The sequence below is a fragment of the Enterococcus mundtii genome (assembly GCF_002813755.1).
GTDB lineage: Bacteria > Bacillota > Bacilli > Lactobacillales > Enterococcaceae > Enterococcus_B > Enterococcus_B mundtii.
In genome coordinates this window covers 1,844,405-1,863,465 of record NZ_CP018061.1, presented here as the reverse complement: position 1 = coordinate 1,863,465, position 19,061 = coordinate 1,844,405, and the positions used below count along the sequence as shown (strand labels likewise).

The 19,061-nt window shown below is 38.1% G+C and carries 21 protein-coding genes; 15 read left to right on the top strand and 6 right to left on the bottom strand.

Translation table 11 applies throughout. The features are described from left to right. Positions 1-336 precede the first annotated feature (336 nt). Both EM4838_RS08830 and EM4838_RS08825 read left to right on the top strand, forming a co-directional pair. Entirely contained in the window at positions 337-1,350 is a 1,014-nt protein-coding gene (locus EM4838_RS08830) for an Abi family protein (protein WP_071866831.1), read from the top strand. A 581-nt stretch (positions 1,351-1,931) separates the two neighbouring features. Further along, on the top strand, positions 1,932-2,660 hold the full coding sequence (locus EM4838_RS08825; protein ID WP_071866830.1) for a response regulator transcription factor: 729 nt from the start codon (positions 1,932-1,934) through the stop codon (positions 2,658-2,660). On the opposite strand, the gene citG is transcribed toward EM4838_RS08825, so the two are convergent. From citG to EM4838_RS08810, 3 genes are all read right to left on the bottom strand, one after another. Beyond that, complete coding sequence (gene citG / locus EM4838_RS08820) at positions 2,615-3,511, bottom strand: triphosphoribosyl-dephospho-CoA synthase CitG (RefSeq protein WP_081367431.1); 897 nt, start codon at positions 3,509-3,511, stop codon at positions 2,615-2,617. The two genes, EM4838_RS08825 and citG, sit on opposite strands and share 46 nt — an antisense overlap. Continuing rightward, complete coding sequence (locus EM4838_RS08815) at positions 3,504-4,199, bottom strand: GntR family transcriptional regulator (RefSeq protein ID WP_071866829.1); 696 nt, start codon at positions 4,197-4,199, stop codon at positions 3,504-3,506. Before EM4838_RS08815 ends, citG begins: the two co-directional genes overlap by 8 nt. Before the next feature lie 199 nt (positions 4,200-4,398). Then, positions 4,399-5,745, bottom strand: coding sequence for a CitMHS family transporter (locus EM4838_RS08810; RefSeq protein ID WP_071866828.1), 1,347 nt, complete (start codon positions 5,743-5,745; stop codon positions 4,399-4,401). A gap of 400 nt (positions 5,746-6,145) precedes the next feature. On the opposite strand from EM4838_RS08810, the gene EM4838_RS08805 reads away from it, so the two are divergent. The 10 genes from EM4838_RS08805 (at position 6,146) to EM4838_RS08765 (ending at position 13,881) form a co-directional block, all read left to right on the top strand. Then, positions 6,146-6,466, top strand: coding sequence for a hypothetical protein (locus EM4838_RS08805; RefSeq protein ID WP_071866827.1), 321 nt, complete (start codon positions 6,146-6,148; stop codon positions 6,464-6,466). 19 nt (positions 6,467-6,485) lie between these two features. Then, complete coding sequence (locus tag EM4838_RS08800) at positions 6,486-6,881, top strand: acetyl-CoA carboxylase biotin carboxyl carrier protein subunit (RefSeq protein WP_071866826.1); 396 nt, start codon at positions 6,486-6,488, stop codon at positions 6,879-6,881. A 73-nt stretch (positions 6,882-6,954) separates the two neighbouring features. Beyond that, entirely contained in the window at positions 6,955-8,070 is a 1,116-nt protein-coding gene (locus EM4838_RS08795; protein WP_034691433.1) for a sodium ion-translocating decarboxylase subunit beta, read from the top strand. A gap of 16 nt (positions 8,071-8,086) precedes the next feature. Further along, positions 8,087-8,212 carry an OadG-related small transporter subunit gene (locus EM4838_RS17020; protein WP_086334846.1) on the top strand — a complete coding sequence of 42 codons (126 nt, stop codon included), beginning with the start codon at positions 8,087-8,089 and terminating at the stop codon, positions 8,210-8,212. A 16-nt stretch (positions 8,213-8,228) separates the two neighbouring features. Beyond that, entirely contained in the window at positions 8,229-9,239 is a 1,011-nt protein-coding gene (gene citC, locus EM4838_RS08790; protein WP_071866825.1) for a [citrate (pro-3S)-lyase] ligase, read from the top strand. Continuing rightward, complete coding sequence (gene citD / locus EM4838_RS08785; protein ID WP_071866824.1) at positions 9,236-9,544, top strand: citrate lyase acyl carrier protein; 309 nt, start codon at positions 9,236-9,238, stop codon at positions 9,542-9,544. Before citC ends, citD begins: the two co-directional genes overlap by 4 nt. Then, complete coding sequence (gene citE / locus EM4838_RS08780; RefSeq protein ID WP_071866823.1) at positions 9,532-10,419, top strand: citrate (pro-3S)-lyase subunit beta; 888 nt, start codon at positions 9,532-9,534, stop codon at positions 10,417-10,419. Before citD ends, citE begins: the two co-directional genes overlap by 13 nt. 2 nt (positions 10,420-10,421) lie before the next feature. Beyond that, entirely contained in the window at positions 10,422-11,954 is a 1,533-nt protein-coding gene (citF, locus tag EM4838_RS08775; protein ID WP_071866822.1) for a citrate lyase subunit alpha, read from the top strand. Further along, a complete protein-coding gene (gene citX / locus EM4838_RS08770; protein WP_081367430.1) occupies positions 11,947-12,486 on the top strand; it encodes a citrate lyase holo-[acyl-carrier protein] synthase in 540 nt (179 codons plus the stop codon). The genes citF and citX overlap by 8 nt, the downstream gene beginning before the upstream one ends. Continuing rightward, a complete protein-coding gene (locus EM4838_RS08765) occupies positions 12,487-13,881 on the top strand; it encodes an oxaloacetate decarboxylase subunit alpha (RefSeq protein WP_071866820.1) in 1,395 nt (464 codons plus the stop codon). 293 nt (positions 13,882-14,174) lie between these two features. Here the strand turns inward: EM4838_RS08765 and EM4838_RS08760 are convergent, their stop codons facing one another. Beyond that, the gene (locus tag EM4838_RS08760) at positions 14,175-14,948 is read right to left on the bottom strand and encodes a Cof-type HAD-IIB family hydrolase (RefSeq protein ID WP_071866819.1); all 774 of its coding nucleotides are present in this window, start codon (positions 14,946-14,948) and stop codon (positions 14,175-14,177) included. Positions 14,949-15,090: 142 nt separating this feature from the next. Here EM4838_RS08760 and EM4838_RS08755 point away from each other — a divergent pair, with 142 nt between their 5' ends. Genes EM4838_RS08755 through EM4838_RS08745 form a run of 3 tightly spaced genes read left to right on the top strand, consistent with a single transcriptional unit; the run spans position 15,091 to position 17,580 of the window. Continuing rightward, positions 15,091-15,441, top strand: a complete 351-nt coding sequence (locus EM4838_RS08755; RefSeq protein ID WP_034687740.1) for an SdpI family protein — start codon at positions 15,091-15,093, stop codon at positions 15,439-15,441. Then, entirely contained in the window at positions 15,422-16,138 is a 717-nt protein-coding gene (locus tag EM4838_RS08750) for a response regulator transcription factor (RefSeq protein WP_010735098.1), read from the top strand. The genes EM4838_RS08755 and EM4838_RS08750 overlap by 20 nt, the downstream gene beginning before the upstream one ends. Then, the gene (locus EM4838_RS08745) at positions 16,138-17,580 is read left to right on the top strand and encodes a sensor histidine kinase (RefSeq protein WP_019722958.1); all 1,443 of its coding nucleotides are present in this window, start codon (positions 16,138-16,140) and stop codon (positions 17,578-17,580) included. Before EM4838_RS08750 ends, EM4838_RS08745 begins: the two co-directional genes overlap by 1 nt. A 78-nt stretch (positions 17,581-17,658) precedes the next feature. Here the strand turns inward: EM4838_RS08745 and EM4838_RS08740 are convergent, their stop codons facing one another. Together EM4838_RS08740 and EM4838_RS08735 are read right to left on the bottom strand one after the other, a co-directional pair. Beyond that, positions 17,659-18,171 (bottom strand): P-loop NTPase family protein, encoded by a 513-nt coding sequence (locus tag EM4838_RS08740; RefSeq protein WP_071866818.1) that lies wholly within the window; start codon positions 18,169-18,171, stop codon positions 17,659-17,661. Next, positions 18,158-18,886, bottom strand: coding sequence for a hypothetical protein (locus tag EM4838_RS08735; protein WP_019722957.1), 729 nt, complete (start codon positions 18,884-18,886; stop codon positions 18,158-18,160). The genes EM4838_RS08740 and EM4838_RS08735 overlap by 14 nt, the downstream gene beginning before the upstream one ends. Positions 18,887-19,061: the final 175 nt, after the last annotated feature.

The following is a 19,061-nucleotide window of genomic DNA, read 5'->3' as shown; positions in this document are numbered from 1 at the left end:
TTCATAGTCGTTTGGATATCCGAATGACCTAAACGAGATTGGACGTTCTTATATGTTTTGCTGATTTCGATAATGAAGAACATCAGGATTTTTATTTTAAGTATTAAGTATTGACTATTCCAACTAAATAGAAAAAATTCTTGTGCTAAAAAATTAGTATGAAAAAATCTATCTATCTATCTATCTATCTATCTATCTATCTATCTATCTATTGATTTGATCAAATTGCTATGATATATTTTATTTAACGAAGGGCGCGATGCCTAGGAAAATAGTCCCATTTCATATTTTTTATGGATTGGGGCTATTTTTCTATCATTTTGAAGGGATAATAATATGGGAGAAAAAATTTTTTTATCTTTGGAAGAACAAATAAAAAAACTTGAGTCTCGAAAACTTAGGTTTAGGAATGATGAAGAAAGGAAAGATGCAATATATGCATTGCAAAATAATTCATATTATTCACTAGTTAACGGATATAAAGATTTTTTCAGTATTATAGATAAAAATGGGGAAGATGATTATCAATACGTACTATTTGTAGATTTAAGAGATACATATGATTTTGATAAAGAACTTTCAGCATTGATTTTTAAATACTTATTGAGAATTGAAGATTCTATTAAAGCTATATTTTCATACCATATTGGCAAACATTATGGACATAAAAACCATGATTACCTTGATCGAAAAAAATATAGAAAAGGTAGTTTTGTAAAAAAGGAACAAAAATACGAAATTGAGATTTTATTAGAAAAATTAAATCGAACTATTGATAGGGAAAGAGATTTACAGATAAAGCATTATTCCAATATGTATGGCTATGTACCACCATGGGTATTGGCGGGTTGTTTATCTATGGATACTTTTATGTATTGGTATAAGCTATCTGATAGACAAATAAAAGAGCAAACTGTTAAAACTATGATGTATGATTTCAGCCAGTACCCGTTTTACCACATAACTGATATAGAAGAAAATCTGGAATTTTTTGTAAATCTAACTACAATCATAAAAGAATACAGGAATCGTGCTGCACACAGTAATAGAATCATTAATCATCGCTCTAGACACAATATCAAAATCCATCTTTTAGAGTTATACGCACTTGAAAGAAAAGAAATTAGAAGCTTATATACAAAGGGTATATTAAAAAATGATATCTCTTCTTTATTCGTTACTATAGCCATTATGTTATCAAAGAGACATACAATTAGGAACAACTTCATAAGAGAACTTAAGGCGCTATTTTATAATTTTAAATTAGCTAATCCCAATCTATATACGAGAGTAACGAGTAAGGTTAGGCTTGATTACGATTTTTCAGAACTATTAAGAGATATAATTTAATTTTTAAAAGTTTTTTGTATGAGTATTTCAGGACATTTTTACCGTTCTTTCTTATAATATGCTATGTTTTTTAAAACTCTTGATTAAAGTGACTTCAGCAGTAACATTCAAATCTGTATTAGAATTATTTTGTGTACATAATTAAAACATATTAAAAAAATGAGCAAAATATTCCATTGCATACTCTATCCACAATTATAAGTATCTTTCTTTTTTAAAGGATTTTTCTTTCAAAGTTTTTTCTGAGGACAAATTGTACTTTTCTTAATAATAGATATTTATAGTTAGTCATACTATAAAGCTGTAAAAAAAATTCTATAAAAATTTTCACTAGGTTTAACTATCATAAAAAATAGTAAAAACAAATTATTATATGAAGCGACGTCTATATGGAGTAAATAAAAATGTTTTTTTATTGTATTTTCTTTTTTTTGAGACGAGAAATCATCGTTTCTGTGCGTATAATAGAGCTGAAGGATAAATTGTGATATTATGATCAATTACTTTTTTAATTGAATAAGTAAAATGCAGGTCATAGTGTATTTTTTAACCTATGGATGCTCTAGGCAGGAGGAAAGAAAATGAGAAATGAGAAGATATTGGCGATCGATGAAGATCTAACATTTAGAAGAATGATTTGGAAGGCCTTACAACCAGCTGGTGTATTGATCTATCAAAGTGATTCCGTCGAAAAAACACTGGATATCATGTCTAGAGTGACTTTTGATCTATATCTCTTAGATATTCGTTTAGCCCATCAAACAGATGGCTACCATATTGTGCAACTCATCCGAGAGCAAGACAGTCTTTCTCCCATCGTTTTTTTTACCGAACAACAAAATGAGATTGAAATTATCACTGGCTTGGAGATGGGAGCAGATTATTACATCACTAAACCTTTCAATCCGACACTGCTAAAGGCGCAAGTTCTCGCTATTTTGGACAGACATAAGGTGCTTAAAGAACAAACGACCCAGTGCAAAAAAAATAAAATCAGTATAGGTGATTTTTGCTTTGACAAAGCGCTTTATCGTTTATATAAAAAAGGCAGATCTATTGAGTTGTCTTCAAAAAAAATCAAGCTGATGCAATTCTTTATAGAAAATCCCGAACAGGTTTTTTCAAAGGAACAAATTTATCAAAGTGTTTGGAATGACAGTGAGCTGGATGCCAATACCATTATGGTTTTTATCAATCACTTACGAAACAAAATCGAAGATGATCCAAAAAATGTCCAGTACCTCAGAACGGTTAGAGGACTTGGCTATATTTTCTTACCCTCTGGTAAAGAAAGTAATCCTTCTAATTGAGCGAAAAAAATACCTAATGAAAGTAAATCTGCTGCACCACCAGGGCTTAGATTGCGTTTGGTCAATCGTTGATCATAGATTGTTAATTCATCAAGTAGCTGCCTCCATGGAAGATTTGCTTGATGGATTTTTTTTGTTTCTTGTTGTACTTTCTGCCACTCCTGAATACCGCCGCGGTGAAGTAGATTCCCGTCTTCGATTTCACTCATCAACAAAACCAAGGCACGGAGAAAGACTTCATCTGGCGCATGATAGTTTGCTGAACGTAAGTAAGGGAGAAGAATAGAAGTAAGGCTAGGATAACACTGAGCAGCTTCGCCACGAACACCTGAAATACCGTGCACCAAAAAAAGCTCTTCCCCATGTGTTCGCTGTGTTTTCCGTGTTAAGCCGTGAAAATCCTCTTTGATCAAATCATGGGTCAGTTCTCCTGTAAGATTTAAAATTTGCTCCGTCTGTGTGACGCTTAAAGGAAGTCTTTGGATAAAACGTTGTTGCATGTGCCAACCGATCGCGCCTAAAATGACCGCAAACGAAAAATTCGCTCCTTTATGTGTATTGATATCATTCGTTGCGACAAGCATTGCTTGTTCTGCCTGATACCCAATGCTTCTTAGCTTTTCAAATAATGATTTCGTGTTCCCTTTATGAGTAAAACCTGCTTCGATATATTTTTGGAAAAACGGTGTTAACGTTTCGATACTTATTTGAAATGTTTGAAAATCCATATCATTATGCGCGCCATTTGAAATAGGATCGACTAGTCCTGGTTTTGGACTCAACGCTACTTCATAACGCAATGCGTACGTTGCAGTTTCTGCGATCGTACCTATCAGTTTATGTTCAGTCAATTTTTCTACGCTCCATTTCAGCTAAAATAAATTGTAATGAACGATCTAAATGCTCGTGGGTGATCAAGGTGATTTGTTCTGCGTTTTTTGTTTGCATCCCGCGATAGATCAGCCAATGTTCTTCAAGGGCTTTATCTCTACGTCTGGATGAACGAATGGCGATATCGCGAAAATAAACGAGGTAAGCTTGTAACTCTAAGACAATGGATTTTAAACGGAGCATTTGGCTTTTCTCGTAAATAAACATATTGAAGTCTGAAAAATTTTGCAAGACTTTTTCTGTTTGATCTGCTTGATTGTAGCTTTCACCGCGTAACAACAGTTCTTTTAGTTCAATGAAGTCGTCTTTTGTCATCTGATTCATTGCTTTGATCGTGGCAAGGGTATCTAAAGATTTACGGATATCATAGATTTCGTAAGCATCTTTTATGCGAATACCTTTGACGACGATACCAATCTTAGGCACGTGTTCAACTAATTTTTCATTGACTAATTGCTTCATTGCTAAACGTATGGGTGTACGGCTGATATTCAATTCTTCCGCTAAGACTTTCTCATTGATCCGTGTATTTGCAGGAATATCGCCAAGAATGATCGTTTTACGAAACGCTTCATAAATAAGTGCATTCAATGTTTTATTTTGAGTTAGATCCAAATTTTTTCTTAATGCTTCAACTACTTGCTTCATTTTTTCTCCCCATTTCTACTTAGACATTAAGTTCCTGTTCTAAGTTTATCATGCTTTCCAACCCTCAAGAGAACGAACCAAAAAATATATCAATAGTAATCAAAATGGCTCCTTCACTTTGGCAGAATGTGAAAATTAGTATTCCAATAATGAAGGAGCCGTTCGTTGAGTTAGTCACTCTTGCTGGCACGATTGGTTTTTATTGTGGGATATAAAATGGCATATGTCCAAAAAGAATAATTGTGACAACAAAAATGGTAAAAATACCTAAGGCATACTTTCCAGCTTCTCTTTGCCATTTTCCCATATCCAATCCGGTCAAACGTAACAAGAGATAGATAAAAGCCACTAACGGACTTAGCAAGTGGAAGGCTTGACCCATCAAAGAGGCGAGAGCCATTTGCATATTCGTAAAGCCATAGGCATGTCCGGCTTCTGCTAAAACTGGTAAAACACCGAAATAAAAACCATCATTTGAAATAAAGAAAGTACCGGGCGCTGAAATCAACGCAATAACTAATCCCCAGAATCCTGCTAGTTGTTTTGGAATAAGATAAGTAAAGCTATTCGCGAGTGCTTCAGCCATACCGGAACCTTGGAAAAGCCCCATGAAAACTCCCGCTGCAAAAACTAAAATCACGACTTGCACCGCATCGCCGCCATTTGCACCAATACGTGCGGATTGATCTTTTAGATTAGGGTAGTTGACCATTAAGGCAATACATGTTCCTACTAAAAATAATAAAAGAGGTGGTAAGGCAATCGAAGAGATAAACGAGCTAGCAACTAACCAAGCAATCAACACGATCGTTAGTACACCGTTGAATACAAAATTTTTAGGACAGCGTATTTTTGCCGTTTCAGGATCAGTGATTTTAGTGATTTCTTCAATTTCCTCATTTGATAATTGGGTAATACCTAAACGGTCACGTTCTTGTTTTCCCATCCGGCGTGCAACGAAAAAGATGACATAAAGCAAAGACAAGATCATTCCAGGAGCTAAGTAAGACAAGATATCCGCATCGACTTCCAATACTGCCATCGCTCGAGCGGTCGGTCCACCCCAAGGTAATAGGTTCATGATGGTATTTTGAAGAATGATCAATACCCCTAAGTTCATCATTTTCATGTTTAATTTTTTATAGATAGGAATAAAAGCAGAACAGCAAATCAACGTAGTCGTTGTCCCATCGCCATTCAGCGAAACGGTTGCGGCAACGATCGCAGTTGCCATTAAAACTTTCATTGGATCGCCTTTGGCAAAATAAATCATTTTTTTAGTGATTGGATCAAATAGACCAGCGTCTAACATGATTGAAAAATATAAAATGGCAAATAATAGCATGATTCCTGTATTTGAAGTTGTTTTGATGCCTTCTAATACAAAATCGCCAATATTTCCTTTCTTTGAAGCACCAGAAATCATTGCAACTAAGGTAAATAAAAGTGGAATAACCACAAGGGAAGTAAACGGGGACATTTTCTTTTTCATGATGACATACATGAAGATAATAATCATTGCATAAGATAAAACGGTTAATAACATACGCTTCTCCTTTTCTGATTGTATTGTTTGTAAGCGGTATCAAAATTAGGTGGGTAGAAAACCATTCTAAGGACAGAAAGAGTTGTGTTTTTCTAAAATTGACGCCTCCTTGACGACTTTAGGATAAGCAATATTTTAATGGGAAGATAGATGAAGGGAGAAAAAAGAACATAAAAAAAACAATTTGGTCTACCTAATCTTATCGAAGGCTTAATAGTACCTTAGCAGAACATTAATTCGTTGGGAAATGCTTTTATATCAGTGTTTGTATTGTTTTTTTTTGCCTGATTCAAGAAAAAGAAACAACAAAAAAACAATCTTCTATCAGTTTGGAAAACATAATTGGTTGAATCATCCTATAATAAAAATAAGGACAGAAAAGAAGAAAGGAGCAAGAAAGATGTGGCTGTTTACCAAACGAACAAATAAGCAACAACCAGCAGTGGAGCCAACCCCCTCAGTAGTAGAAGGGAACAAAGAAAAGAAGGATAAATTGAAATCGGTTCCTGCATATATTGATGCTGCGCCAGCTGATGTTCAGCTTGTCAGTGTGGTAGCTGCAAGTTTAGCAGCAGAATATGATCCGGAGAGTCGATTCATCATCAAAAAAATCAAACAGAGAAATCCGGAAGCAATTTTGGTTTCACTGATTGCTACAGGTGTAGCAGCGGGAACCAATCCAAATAGTCAGTTTATTATACGAAAAATAGCCAAAAAATAAATGCTTTGGAGGAGAAAAAATGTTACGGAAATTCAAAATATCAATTGATGGAAAAGAATATTTAGTGGAAATGGAAGAAATCGGTGGAAGTCCGCAAACGAATCCAGTCCCAACACCAGAACGATCTACACCAGTTGAAGTGGTCGCACCAGCAGATGTTTCAACAACTGTACCAGAAACGAAATCCTCAGTCGAAGCGGGAGCGGATGCGATGACTTCGCCGATGCCAGGCACGATTTCTCGTCTGTTAGTTACAGTTGGGGAGGCAGTGGAAATCAATCAGCCTTTGATGATTTTAGAAGCGATGAAAATGGAAAATGAAATCGTTGCTGGAAGAGCTGGTCAAGTGACTGGTATCCATATCAGTCAAGGAGAAATGGTGAATCCTGGTGATCCGCTCATCACGATCAGTTAAATGTTCGCTTTGAAAACAGAGTCGTTTTGGCGATTCTTAATATTCAATATTAAGTAAAAAGGAAGTGACATGTGTGGAAACACTTATTGAAGGAGTTATTGGCATGGGGCAAGAGCCGGGACGCATCGTGATGATGGTGATTGGCGGAGTCCTCATGTACCTTGGGATAAAAAAAGAATATGAACCAACGTTACTCGTACCGATGGGGTTAGGGACGATCTTAGTCAATTTCCCTAATTCAGGGGTGCTGAGTGCCGGGGGTGAGGCCGGCGCATTCCAAATTTTGTTTGATATGGGGATTACGACGGAGCTATTTCCGCTCTTATTATTCATTGGTATTGGTGCAATGATCGATTTCGGCCCCTTGTTACAAAATCCATTTTTATTACTCTTTGGAGCCGCCGCACAATTTGGGATTTTCTTTACGATCATCGTAGCGATCCTATTAGGTTTTGACTTGAATGATGCAGCTTCTATTGGCATCATCGGAGCAGCGGATGGACCAACTTCCATTTTTGTCGCGAACACGTTGAATTCGAAATATATGGGTGCCATCATGGTGGCTGCCTATTCGTATATGGCGCTCGTGCCAATCATTCAGCCAGTTGCGATCAAAGCTGTGACGACTAAAAAAGAGCGACGTATTCGAATGAATTATCGTGCAGGGGAAGTGTCGCAAACAGCAAAAATTCTTTTTCCGTTAGTTATTTCAGTCGTCGCTGGTTTGATTGCGCCTGTTTCTTTGCCACTTGTTGGCTTCTTGATGTTTGGGAACTTGTTACGAGAATGTGGGGTATTAGATCGTTTGTCGATCACTGCTCAGAATGAGTTAGTCAATCTCATCAGCATATTATTAGGGATCGCCATTTCGGTCAAAATGCAGTATGAAGAATTTTTACAGATCGATACGTTGATGGTTATCGGTCTAGGATTGGTTGCGTTCATTATGGACTCGATCGGTGGAGTATTATTTGCTAAATTATTAAATTTATTCCGAAAAGAGAAAATCAATCCAATGATCGGAGCAGCAGGAATCTCTGCTTTTCCAATGTCTAGTCGCGTCATTCAGAAAATGGCAACAGAAGAAGACCCACAGAACTTTATTTTGATGCACGCAGCTGGAGCCAATGTATCTGGTCAGATTGCTTCAGTGATTGCCGGTGGCTTATTGCTCGCCTTATTAGTATAAGAAAGGAGAATAAACGATGTCAGCAGATTTAATCAAATCTCTTGAACTACTAGTTTTAGGATGGGGTGGCGTGTTCGTTGTTATCTTGATTATTTATCTCGCATCAATGCTACTCAGTCGCTTGTTTCCAGTAAGAAAATAAAAAGAAGGTCTGGTACATGTATACAATCAAAAGATTATGGGTGGAAAAGGATGCTCAAGTCTATCGACAATGGATGGAGTTGATCGAAAAATCCGGTCTCACACTGAATGAAAAAGTTGACTATACCGTTGGGATCTATCAAGAAGAGCGGCTGATTGCAACCGGTTCTTATGAGCGAAATATTTTAAAATATTTAGCTGTTGCGAAAGATTTCCAATCAGAAAATTTATTGACGAAGATCATTCAGCAATTAATTGATCATTTATCTGAAGAAAACAAAAGGCATTTCTTTGTCTACACAAGTCCTAGTAATCACCCGATTTTTCATGCCATGGGATTTAAAGAGATCATTACCACTGAAACCATATTGTTTATGGAACGAGGTACACCTGACTTTCAAGATTATCTTGCCATGTTGAAGGCAAAAAAGAAAAAAGGTACAGGCTGTGGCATTGTGATGAATGCCAATCCTTTTACAAAAGGACATCAGTATTTGGTAGAATGTGCAGCCAAACAAGCAGACCAAGTCTATCTTTTTATCCTTTCGGAAGATCGTTCAGAATTTTCCTTTTCCGATCGTTTAGAGATGGTCAAGCAAGGGGTCGCGCATGTAAAAAATGTCACGATTTTGCCGACAGAAGATTATCTGATTTCTTCCGCCACATTTCCTGCCTATTTTTTAAAGGAACATGCTACAGAAGAAGCGGCAAAAGCACAAGGTACTTTGGATGCGCATCTTTTTAAAGAAAAAATTGCACCGATACTTGCAATTGAAAGTCGATTTGTCGGTGAAGAACCGTACTCTAAGGTAACTGAAATCTATAATGAAACGTTGAAAAAGGTATTTGGAGAATCGCTTTCTTTGATTGTCCTACCGCGAAAATATATCAAAAACGAAGCAATCAGTGCAACAAAAGTCCGAAAAGCCTTACAAGAAAATGACGTGCAGACATTACAAGCGTATTTGCCTGCTTCGACTTATCACTATATCAAAAATCATAAACGTAATAGAGGTGACAGGAAGTGAAAATTTATCAAAGTGCAGTGGCTGGAACAATTGAATCCAGTGATATCATGATCACGATCGATCCAAAGATAGAAAAAGGGATTGAACTTTCCTTGACAAGCAATGTCGAAAAACAATTTGGTCACCAAATCAGAAAAGTCATTATGGACACCCTACAACAGTTGGGCATTGAAGCAGCCAAAGTAACAGCTGTCGATAAAGGTGCGCTTGATTGCACGATCCAGGCAAGGACAATTACAGCAGTCCATCGAGCTGGAAAGCAAGATCGCTATGATTGGAAGGAGATCAATTCATGGAACGTTTAAGGAGAACGATGATGTTTGTACCTGGTGCAAATGCAGCGATGCTGAGAGATGCACCATTATACGGTGCAGATTCACTCATGTTTGATTTGGAAGATGCCGTATCTTTAAAAGAAAAAGATTCGGCACGTTTGCTTGTTCATTTGGCATTAAAAACATTTGACTATAGCAAAGTAGAAACGGTCGTTCGAATCAACGCATTGACGGCTGGGGGTGACCAAGACATAGAAGCAATGGTATTAGCAGGGATCGATGTCATTCGCTTGCCAAAAACAGAAACCGCACAAGACATCATCGAGGTCGATCAGGTCATCACTTTAGTGGAAGAAACCTATCAAATCCCAGTGGGAACCACAAAAATGATGGCAGCGATCGAATCTGCAGAAGGGGTATTGAATGCAAGAGAAATCGCTAAAGCTTCCAAACGGTTAGTTGGCATCGCGTTAGGTGCCGAAGATTATGTGACCAATATGAAAACCCAACGATATCCCGATGGACAAGAATTGTCTTTTGCTCGAAATATGATCCTTCATTCAGCCCGAGCTGCTGGTATTGCAGCAATCGATACTGTCTATTCAGATGTTGAAAATGTTAAGGGATTTCAAGCAGAAGTCCGTCTGATCAAACAACTAGGCTTTGATGGGAAATCAGTGATCAACCCACGTCAGATTCCATTAGTCCATGCCCTTTATGAACCAACAGAAAAAGAGATCCAAGCAGCGAAAGAAGTGATCTGGGGCATCCAAGAAGCAGAAGCAAAAGGTTCAGGCGTGATTTCTGTGAATGGCAAGATGGTGGATAAACCAATCGTCGAGCGAGCAGAAAGAGTGATTGCTCTTGCCAAAGCGGCGAAGTTGATCCGAGAGGAGGAGATCTAGAAATGGATGTAAATAAAGTTGGTAAAGAGATTCCACAATCAGCAACAGTTGCTCACCGTCTGTACGAAGGTGAGTTGGTCCATATTGAACCATTCAAAGAAGCCAGTAGAAATATCCATCCTGTCCGTCCAAATGAGAAAAAAATAGTGGGAAGTCTCAAAGAAGCCATTGAAAAAACTGGTCTGAAAGACGGAATGACGATTTCTTTTCATCATCATTTCCGTGAAGGAGACTTTGTACTTAATAAGGTCATGGAAGAGATTGCCTCGTTAGGAATCAAAGATATCACGATCGCACCAAGTTCAATCGCAAATGTCCATGAACCTTTGATTGATCATATAAAAAATGGCGTTGTGACAGGAATTACCACAAGCGGTTTGCGGGATAAAGTAGGTGCAGCGATTTCGCAAGGAATCATGGAAAAACCAGTAATCATTCGTTCCCATGGTGGACGAGCGCGAGCGATTGCATCCGGTGATCTGCATATTGATGTCGCTTTTTTAGGGGCGACAAGTTCGGATGAATATGGAAATGCCAATGGAACCACTGGAAAAGCCATTTGCGGATCACTAGGTTATGCCATGGTCGATGCAAAATATGCGGATCAAGTGGTCATCCTCACAGATACATTAGTTTCTTTTCCTAATATCCCAATCAGTATTGCACAGACAGATGTCGATTATGTTGTAGAAGTGGAAGCGATAGGTGATCCCGAAGGCATTGCAAAAGGTGCGACACGCTTTACTAAAAATCCTAAAGAACTTTTGATCGCAGAGTATGCAGCAAAAGTCATCACTCATTCTCCCTATTATCAACAAGGATTCTCGTTTCAAACTGGTACAGGTGGTGCGGCACTGGCTGTTACTCGCTTTTTGCGGGAAGCAATGTTGAAAGACCAAATGACAGCTAGTTTTGTATTAGGTGGAATTACAAATGCGATGGTGGAATTACTGGAGGAAGGGTTAGTAGAAAAGATTATCGATGTCCAGGATTTCGATCATTTATCTGCGATTTCTTTAGGCGAAAACAACCAACATTATGAAATAGATGCAAGTATGTATGCTTCACCAGCAAGTAAAGGTGCTATGGTGAATCAGTTAGATACAGCCATTTTGTCTGCGTTAGAAATCGATACGGATTACAATGTCAATGTCATGACAGGTTCAGATGGAGTGATTCGTGGAGCTGTTGGCGGACATCCAGATACAAGTATGGGTTGTAAAATGAGCCTGGTGATCACGCCACTCGTTCGTGGACGGATACCCACTGTTGTTGATCATGTCAATACGGTTGTGACTCCCGGAACCAGCATTGATGTCTTAGTTACGGAAGTAGGTATCGCCATCAATCCTCAACGTCAAGATCTGATCGAGTATTTCAAGGGTGTAGATATACCTCAATATACGATCGACGAGCTTAAACAAAAAGCATATGCCATCGTTGGTGAACCTTCAGCCATCCAGTATGGCGAAAAGATCGTTGCCTTGGTGGAATATCGTGATGGCACACTGATCGATGTGGTCAAAAATGTGTAGCAAATTATTCGATGGACCGACTGTGACGCATGAAGAAATCCTTATCGCAAGAGAGGCACGTGCCAACAGACAGAGGAAATTATTGGAAGCAAATCCGCAACATGTATTGCTTTCAACAACTATGAATATACCAGGTCCTGTCAAAACGTCAGAAGAAATCGCACAAGTCTTTCACGTAGTGGTCGAAGCTATAGAAGAATGTGTTTCAGAGGTCACTCCATTGGTCCAGTTGTATCGTAAGAAAAAAACAGGTTACGAGTATTTTTTGCTTCTTCCTTTAAGAAAAGAACGACTAAAAAAGCGCATGATCGAACTCGAAGAAACTTGCCCCTATGGTCGATTAGTCGATCTTGATGTACTTTTTTGGGAAGAAGGAAAGATTCAGCAGTTGAGTCGTGAGATGCTGGGATATAACCAACGGACATGTTACGTGTGTAAAGAAGTAGCCAAAGTTTGTAGTCGCGAACAGAAACATTCCCTTCAAATAATACGCACACATATCCAGCAACTCGTTGAGAAAGGAAGGAAATAAATGGCAAAAAAAATCCAAATGATGGAAACCGTTTTGCGTGATGGGCAACAAAGCTTGATTGCTACAAGAATGACTACAGCAGACATGTTGCCAATCTTGAAAACGATGGATGAAGCAGGCTACCATTCATTAGAGATGTGGGGTGGCGCTACCTTTGATGCGTGCTTACGTTTCTTAAATGAAGATCCATGGGAGCGTTTGCGTATGATTCGTTCACAAGTCAAACAAACAAAGCTACAAATGTTACTTCGAGGACAAAACCTCCTTGGTTATAAAAATTATGCAGATGACGTAGTCAAAGAATTTGTCGAGAAATCGATCAAGAACGGCATTGATAGTATTCGTGTGTTTGACGCATTGAATGATGTCCGAAATTTACAGACTGCTATTGTGACAGCTAAAGAAGCTGGTGGCCATTGCCAAACAGCTATTTCTTATACGACGAGTGAGATCCATACAATCGATTATTTTGTGAGGTTAGCAAAAGAAATGGCGGATACTGGAGCAGATTCGTTATGTATCAAAGATATGGCGGGCGTATTGACCCCGCAAACTGGTTACGAATTGATCAGTCGAATCAAAGATGCTGTTCCATTACCATTAGAAGTCCATACTCATGCAACAAGTGGGATCGCTGAAATGACCTATTTAAAAGCAGTTGAAGCAGGGGCGGACATCATCGATACGGCTATCTCTTCTTTTGCGGGTGGAACGAGCCAACCTGCAACTGAATCAATGGCTTTGGTGCTTGAAGAACTGGGTTATGATACAGGGCTAGATATGAAAAAAGTGACAGAAATAGCAGAATACTTCAATCCGATCAGAGATCGTTTTCGAGATGAAGAGATGTTGAATCCTAAAGTCAAGGACATTGAACCTAAAACATTGATTTATCAAGTGCCTGGCGGTATGCTATCTAATTTATTAAGTCAGTTGACGGAACAAGGATTACAAGATAGATATGAAGAAGTATTAGCAGAAGTGCCAAAAGTTCGAGCAGATCTTGGCTTTCCGCCACTCGTTACTCCGTTATCCCAAATGGTAGGAACGCAAGCGCTGATGAATGTACTCTCTGGTGAGCGATATAAGCTCGTCCCAACTGAAATCAAAGAATACGTCCGTGGACTGTATGGCCGTTCTCCAGCACCAATCGCTGAAGCCATCCAACAAACAATCATAGGCGATGAACAAGTGATCCAAGAGCGACCCGCAGATTTACTAGCACCTCAATTGCCGCTACTCAAAAAAGAAATCAGTGAGTATGCAAAATCACCAGAAGATCTTTTAAGCTATGCGTTATTCCCACAGCAAGCCAAAGATTTCTTAGGCCGTCGCGAAGACCGATTTTATGACGTACCACTGCAAACGGTTGAAGTGATGATCGACATGGACTGATGTCAAAACAAGGATTCGGTTTTTAGCCGCGGTTGAGAGATAGTAAAATAAAGGTGGATATTTGTCATTTTAGAGAAGTTGACTAGATAAAATTCCCTACTCATGGACTTAGGGGCGATGTCTGAATCCTCAGTCTTGGGCGAGATTAACAATAAAAAAGGAACTGCGTGAACAGTCCCTTTGGAAAGCGCCGCTAAAAACGGCGCCAAAAATTTCATTCGGTATAGTAGAAATAGTCGTCCTCTGTTAAAGTGACGGCTATTTCGTTTTGTCATGTTTAAGCAGTTCCACAATCAAATCAATTCAAAATGCTTCAATGCGTGAACGATCCCGCCTTCGGTATTTTTCTTCGTAATGAAGGTTGCAAGTTCTTTTAACTCATCATAAGCATTGCCCATCGCGATTTTGTGATCACAAGCTTCAAGTAAGGCAAAATCGTTCGGCCCGTCACCAAAACCAAAAGTTGGGACATTCTCTAATTTTAATGTTTCTTTTAAGCGTTTGACCCCTGCACCTTTTGAAATACCTTTTCTGACCGTATCGATCGAATAGGGACTATTGCGGTAAAAAGTCATGTCTGGGAAACGTTCATGATAATATTCATCACCTGATTCGGAAAGAATCAGCAACATATTGATCGGATGATCCTGAAAAGCGGAAGGATCGATTGGTGGCACATCTGAATGGATAAAGCTATAAGCTTTTCTCATCGTCTCTGTGTGATGAGTACTCCAAATGTTCTCTCTATTATAAAAACAAAGGGCATGACCTTGCTCTTCGATATGGTCACGCATTTTTTGGCATTCTTCTTTAGAAAAGCGTACAGAATAAATTTCTTCTCCCTCTACGCTAATACAAGAACCGTTCATTGTTACAGCGGAAGTAATACCTGCATCATGCATGATTTGTTTGATTTCCATTTCTGTCCGTCCAGTGGCGATAACAGGTAGGATATCATTGTCTTTTAATGCTTGGATTGCTGCGGCGATCTCAGGAGTTATTTTAGAATGTCCATCTAATAAAGTTCCATCGAGATCGAAAAATGTGATTGCTTGATAGTTTGTCACAAATAAAACTCCTTTTTCATTTGAATATCTTTATCTTATCAAAGAATGAACAAAAGACAAACGTTTCGTGAAGAATTACTGAACTTATTGGTTCAGCAACCATTTTAGAGTATACTATAGACAGAGATTGGAGAGTGAAATCATGATTTTTTTAACAGTTGGTCTTTTTTTGACCTTGATAGGGCTCTTATTTTTAATTTTGCCTTCTAAAGGTAATTTACCTTTCTATGGTTATCATTCAGAACGTGCTACAAGATCCGACGAACATTGGCGGATTGCCCAACGAACAAGCGGAAAATATTTCTTGATTTTTGGATTATTGATGACCTTGATCGGCTACGGATTAAAAATCACAGGACATACCAATTTTTTTATTATTGAAATGTTACTCTTAGTGTTTCCGATCATGCCGATTTTTATATTAACAGAAAAAAAATTACAAACTTACGATTTGATAAATGGAGGAGACGAGCATGAACATTTTAATGATTGAAGATAATCAATCCGTATCTGAAATGATGCAGATGTTTTTTTTGAATGAAGGATGGGAAGCAACCTTCAAATATGACGGTAAAGAAGGATTAGATGCGTTTTTAGAGAATCCGCAACATTGGGATATGGTCACGTTGGATCTTAATCTTCCGACAATGGATGGCATGATGGTTGGACGAGAAATCCGAAAAGTTTCTAGTACGGTACCAATCATCATGTTGACCGCCCGAGATTCTGAAAGTGATCAAGTGATCGGTTTAGAAATGGGAGCTGATGACTATGTCACTAAACCTTTTAGTCCCTTGACGTTGATTGCACGTATGAAGGCATTACACCGTCGTAGCGAATTGGTAGAAACAAAAGAAGAAAATCCATTATCTGATCAAAATTTTGACATCCAAACCGATCACTTCAAGATGAATACGAAAACGCGTGAAGCCTACTTGAATAACCAACCGATCGATGGATTGACACCAAAAGAATTTGATCTTTTATTTACATTAGCAAAAAAACCAAGACAAGTGTTTTCAAGAGAACAGTTATTGGAACTAGTTTGGGATTATCAATATTTTGGTGATGAACGAACCGTCGACGCCCATATCAAAAAACTGCGTCAAAAAATCGAGAAAGTAGGACCACAAGTGATCCAGACCGTTTGGGGAGTAGGCTATAAATTTGATGATTCAGGTGTTGCCTGATGCGCTATTTATACCAACAATTACTGGCTTTTTGTGGGATGATCGCCATGATCATCTTGATCGTCGGTATTTCTTTTACGCAATTGACCAAGCAGACGATCGAAGAAAATAATTACCAACAACTTTTTGGTTATGCCGAGTCGGTGGAGAAAACGACCCAAACCTTTGCGGATACGTTTCCTCAATTCAATCAGGATCAAGCATTCCAAAATGCGTTGGAACTGACTGAACAAGTATTAACCGAACAAAATGTCAATTTTATCTTTATTGATAAATATGAGCGAGTGATCTATCCAACGGCTGGGGTTTACTTGAATTTTACGATTACAGCCGATCAATGGGAAAGTTTGAGAAGCGGTCGCCAAGTCAAGTTTACTTCAAATAAAAATATCTCAGGAGAGAATCAAGCCACTTCCTATGCATTGGTTCCTTTCAACTTGAATCATGAGTTTTATGGGGGATTAGTTGTCAGCCAACCAGCCAGAAACATCGACAATAGCGTGCGATCAGTCACCTTGAATCTCTTCAAAGGCTTCATCTTCTCAAGTATCATTGCGATCATCGCAAGCTATGCCTTTGCGGCTTTCCAAGTCAAACGGATCAATCGTTTGAGAAATGCTACAAAAGAAGTCACGAATGGCAACTTCGATGTGCAATTACCTGTAAATGACAAAGATGAGTTTGACGAATTAGCAGACGATTTCAATAAGATGACCAACTCACTGAAAGAATCACGAGCAGAAATCGAGGAACAAGAGAATCGGCGCAGACAATTCATGGCAGATGCTTCCCATGAAATGCGGACCCCTTTAACAACCATCAATGGCTTGTTAGAAGGCTTAGAATATAATGCCATCCCAGAAAACCAACGAGAAAATGCCATCAAACTGATGAAAAATGAAACCGAACGTTTGATTCGTCTAGTCAATGAGAATTTAGATTATGAAAAAATCAGAACGAATCAAATCAGCATGGTCATCAAAAAATTTGATGGGACAGAAACGTTAAAAAATATTGTCGCCCAATTGGAAGCAAAAGCAGAAGCTGCGGGTAATCAATTGATTTTAGAAGCACCTGAACAATTAGACGTATACGCTGATTATGATCGGTTTGTACAGATCATGGTCAACATTATTCAAAATGCGATCCAATTCACTGAAAATGGAACGATCACAGTCACATTAGAAAAAGGGTATCTTGAAACGATCATCAAAGTGACCGATACCGGTATTGGTATGTCAGAACAACAAATGAAAAGTATATGGGATCGCTATTACAAAGTTGATCCATCTAGAAAAAATACAAAATATGGCGAATCCGGTTTAGGGTTACCGATCGTTCAACAATTAGTGCGATTGCACAAAGGAAAACTCGACGTAACAAGCGAATTAGGAAAAGGAACAACATTTACTGTAAAATTACCAGATGTTGAAATCGAATGATAACTAAATCAAAAACCGTTAAAACAAGACGTTTCTCTTGTTTTAACGGTTTTTTTGATGGAGAGCAACAAGCACAAGTCAACTCGCTTCTTTACAATCAGTGACATAGGGACTTTCGGCAATGGAAAGATCATGCGTCAACAATAAGATCGAAAAAGAATGATCGTTGACTAAATCGCAAAGATTTGTCAAAAGTTCTTGAATTTCGATAATGGACAAATCATCGATAGGGTCTTCAATGATCAGTTTATTTTTATCGGCAAGGATCGCATGCATCAGTTGTAATTTGATTCTTTCAAACGTGCTCAATTCACTTACTGATTTCTTGAGCAACGAGGAATCAATCATTAGCTTAGCTTGCGCTTGTTCCTGTTTGGCTTTTTTTTGTTTTTCGGGGATGTCCAAAAATACTTGTTCTTTTAAATTAAGGTAAGGAAAGAACGGCCAATTTTTTTGAACGATCATCAGATCTGTTCGTTCTGAAGCAAGGAGTTGTGCTTTGATCTCTGTGAAAATCACCTGTTGTTCGGCTTTCGAACCGATCAGAACGGTAAAACCGCTAAATGATATCAGTGAATCATGTTGGTTCATCAATGATCAGCTTCTTTCTTTTTAAAAGTCGATTTGAAATCATGAAAAGACACGTACTAAGTAATGTGCTAATACTAACTAAACAAATGATCGTCTGTCCGATCCCTTTTAAGGTATCTACTAAAAAGTTATCGCTAAAAAAGTCGATCATAAAAAAACTATTTTGGTCAATCGAGATCGATAAACCATTTCCAGATGAAAAGACACTTGGTAAATTCGGTAGTTCGAAGAAATCTAATAGAGCCAAATTGATTTTTTGGAGTAAAGCTTGATAGCCATTTTGGAAAGCAAAAACGATCAAAAGAACGCCAAGACAACTCAGGACTAATGGAATCAAGGATTGCCAAAAAACAAAAAAGAACATTTTTGGTTTGGAAAGACCCGCTAATCGCCAATTGATGATTTCCATACGATGACGATAGAGTGAGAGTAAAAAGAAAAAAAAGAAACACAAGGCAAACAGTGCCAGTATGCAACTGATCACAACCAGATAGGCTTGTTGAAGCGTTTCTGATGAAGGCAAGTTCTCTTTGACATCAGAAGCATCAAATATCAACACCCGATCTTGGATTTGTTTGTGTAAAGTGGTTTGTAGATTATATAAGTTAAAGCTGATCAATAATAGAAAAGCAGAAAAGCTTGAAAACAAAGTATATAGAAATGTTTGTTTTTTGTAATAAAGTAATCGTGCGGTAGAATAACGGATCATATTCATACTTTTCACCTCAAGAATAGTATAAAAAATGAATATGAATAAAGTATGAAAATCATTTAGTGAAAAACCGAAATAAAGGAAGGCTGATCAAGTAGGACAAGCGAAGGGAACATGAAGGCGTAAAAAAACTTCTTTAGTGCTGCTATTCCTTTGGTCGTACTATGAGATCCAGTGC

What these genes read in the sequence shown, in the direction of transcription:
- EM4838_RS08830 (WP_071866831.1), top strand. Translation starts at nt 337, where the DNA reads ATGGGAGAAAAAATTTTTTTATCTTTGGAAGAACAAATAAAAAAACTT.
- EM4838_RS08825 (WP_071866830.1), top strand. Translation starts at nt 1,932, where the DNA reads ATGAGAAATGAGAAGATATTGGCGATCGATGAAGATCTAACATTTAGA.
- EM4838_RS08815 (WP_071866829.1), bottom strand. Translation starts at nt 4,199, where the DNA reads ATGAAGCAAGTAGTTGAAGCATTAAGAAAAAATTTGGATCTAACTCAA.
- EM4838_RS08810 (WP_071866828.1), bottom strand. Translation starts at nt 5,745, where the DNA reads ATGTTATTAACCGTTTTATCTTATGCAATGATTATTATCTTCATGTAT.
- EM4838_RS08805 (WP_071866827.1), top strand. Translation starts at nt 6,146, where the DNA reads ATGTGGCTGTTTACCAAACGAACAAATAAGCAACAACCAGCAGTGGAG.
- EM4838_RS08800 (WP_071866826.1), top strand. Translation starts at nt 6,486, where the DNA reads ATGTTACGGAAATTCAAAATATCAATTGATGGAAAAGAATATTTAGTG.
- EM4838_RS17020 (WP_086334846.1), top strand. Translation starts at nt 8,087, where the DNA reads ATGTCAGCAGATTTAATCAAATCTCTTGAACTACTAGTTTTAGGATGG.
- citC (WP_071866825.1), top strand. Translation starts at nt 8,229, where the DNA reads ATGTATACAATCAAAAGATTATGGGTGGAAAAGGATGCTCAAGTCTAT.
- citE (WP_071866823.1), top strand. Translation starts at nt 9,532, where the DNA reads ATGGAACGTTTAAGGAGAACGATGATGTTTGTACCTGGTGCAAATGCA.
- citF (WP_071866822.1), top strand. Translation starts at nt 10,422, where the DNA reads ATGGATGTAAATAAAGTTGGTAAAGAGATTCCACAATCAGCAACAGTT.
- citX (WP_081367430.1), top strand. Translation starts at nt 11,947, where the DNA reads ATGTGTAGCAAATTATTCGATGGACCGACTGTGACGCATGAAGAAATC.
- EM4838_RS08765 (WP_071866820.1), top strand. Translation starts at nt 12,487, where the DNA reads ATGGCAAAAAAAATCCAAATGATGGAAACCGTTTTGCGTGATGGGCAA.
- EM4838_RS08755 (WP_034687740.1), top strand. Translation starts at nt 15,091, where the DNA reads ATGATTTTTTTAACAGTTGGTCTTTTTTTGACCTTGATAGGGCTCTTA.
- EM4838_RS08750 (WP_010735098.1), top strand. Translation starts at nt 15,422, where the DNA reads ATGAACATTTTAATGATTGAAGATAATCAATCCGTATCTGAAATGATG.
- EM4838_RS08745 (WP_019722958.1), top strand. Translation starts at nt 16,138, where the DNA reads ATGCGCTATTTATACCAACAATTACTGGCTTTTTGTGGGATGATCGCC.
- EM4838_RS08740 (WP_071866818.1), bottom strand. Translation starts at nt 18,171, where the DNA reads ATGAACCAACATGATTCACTGATATCATTTAGCGGTTTTACCGTTCTG.
- EM4838_RS08735 (WP_019722957.1), bottom strand. Translation starts at nt 18,886, where the DNA reads ATGAATATGATCCGTTATTCTACCGCACGATTACTTTATTACAAAAAA.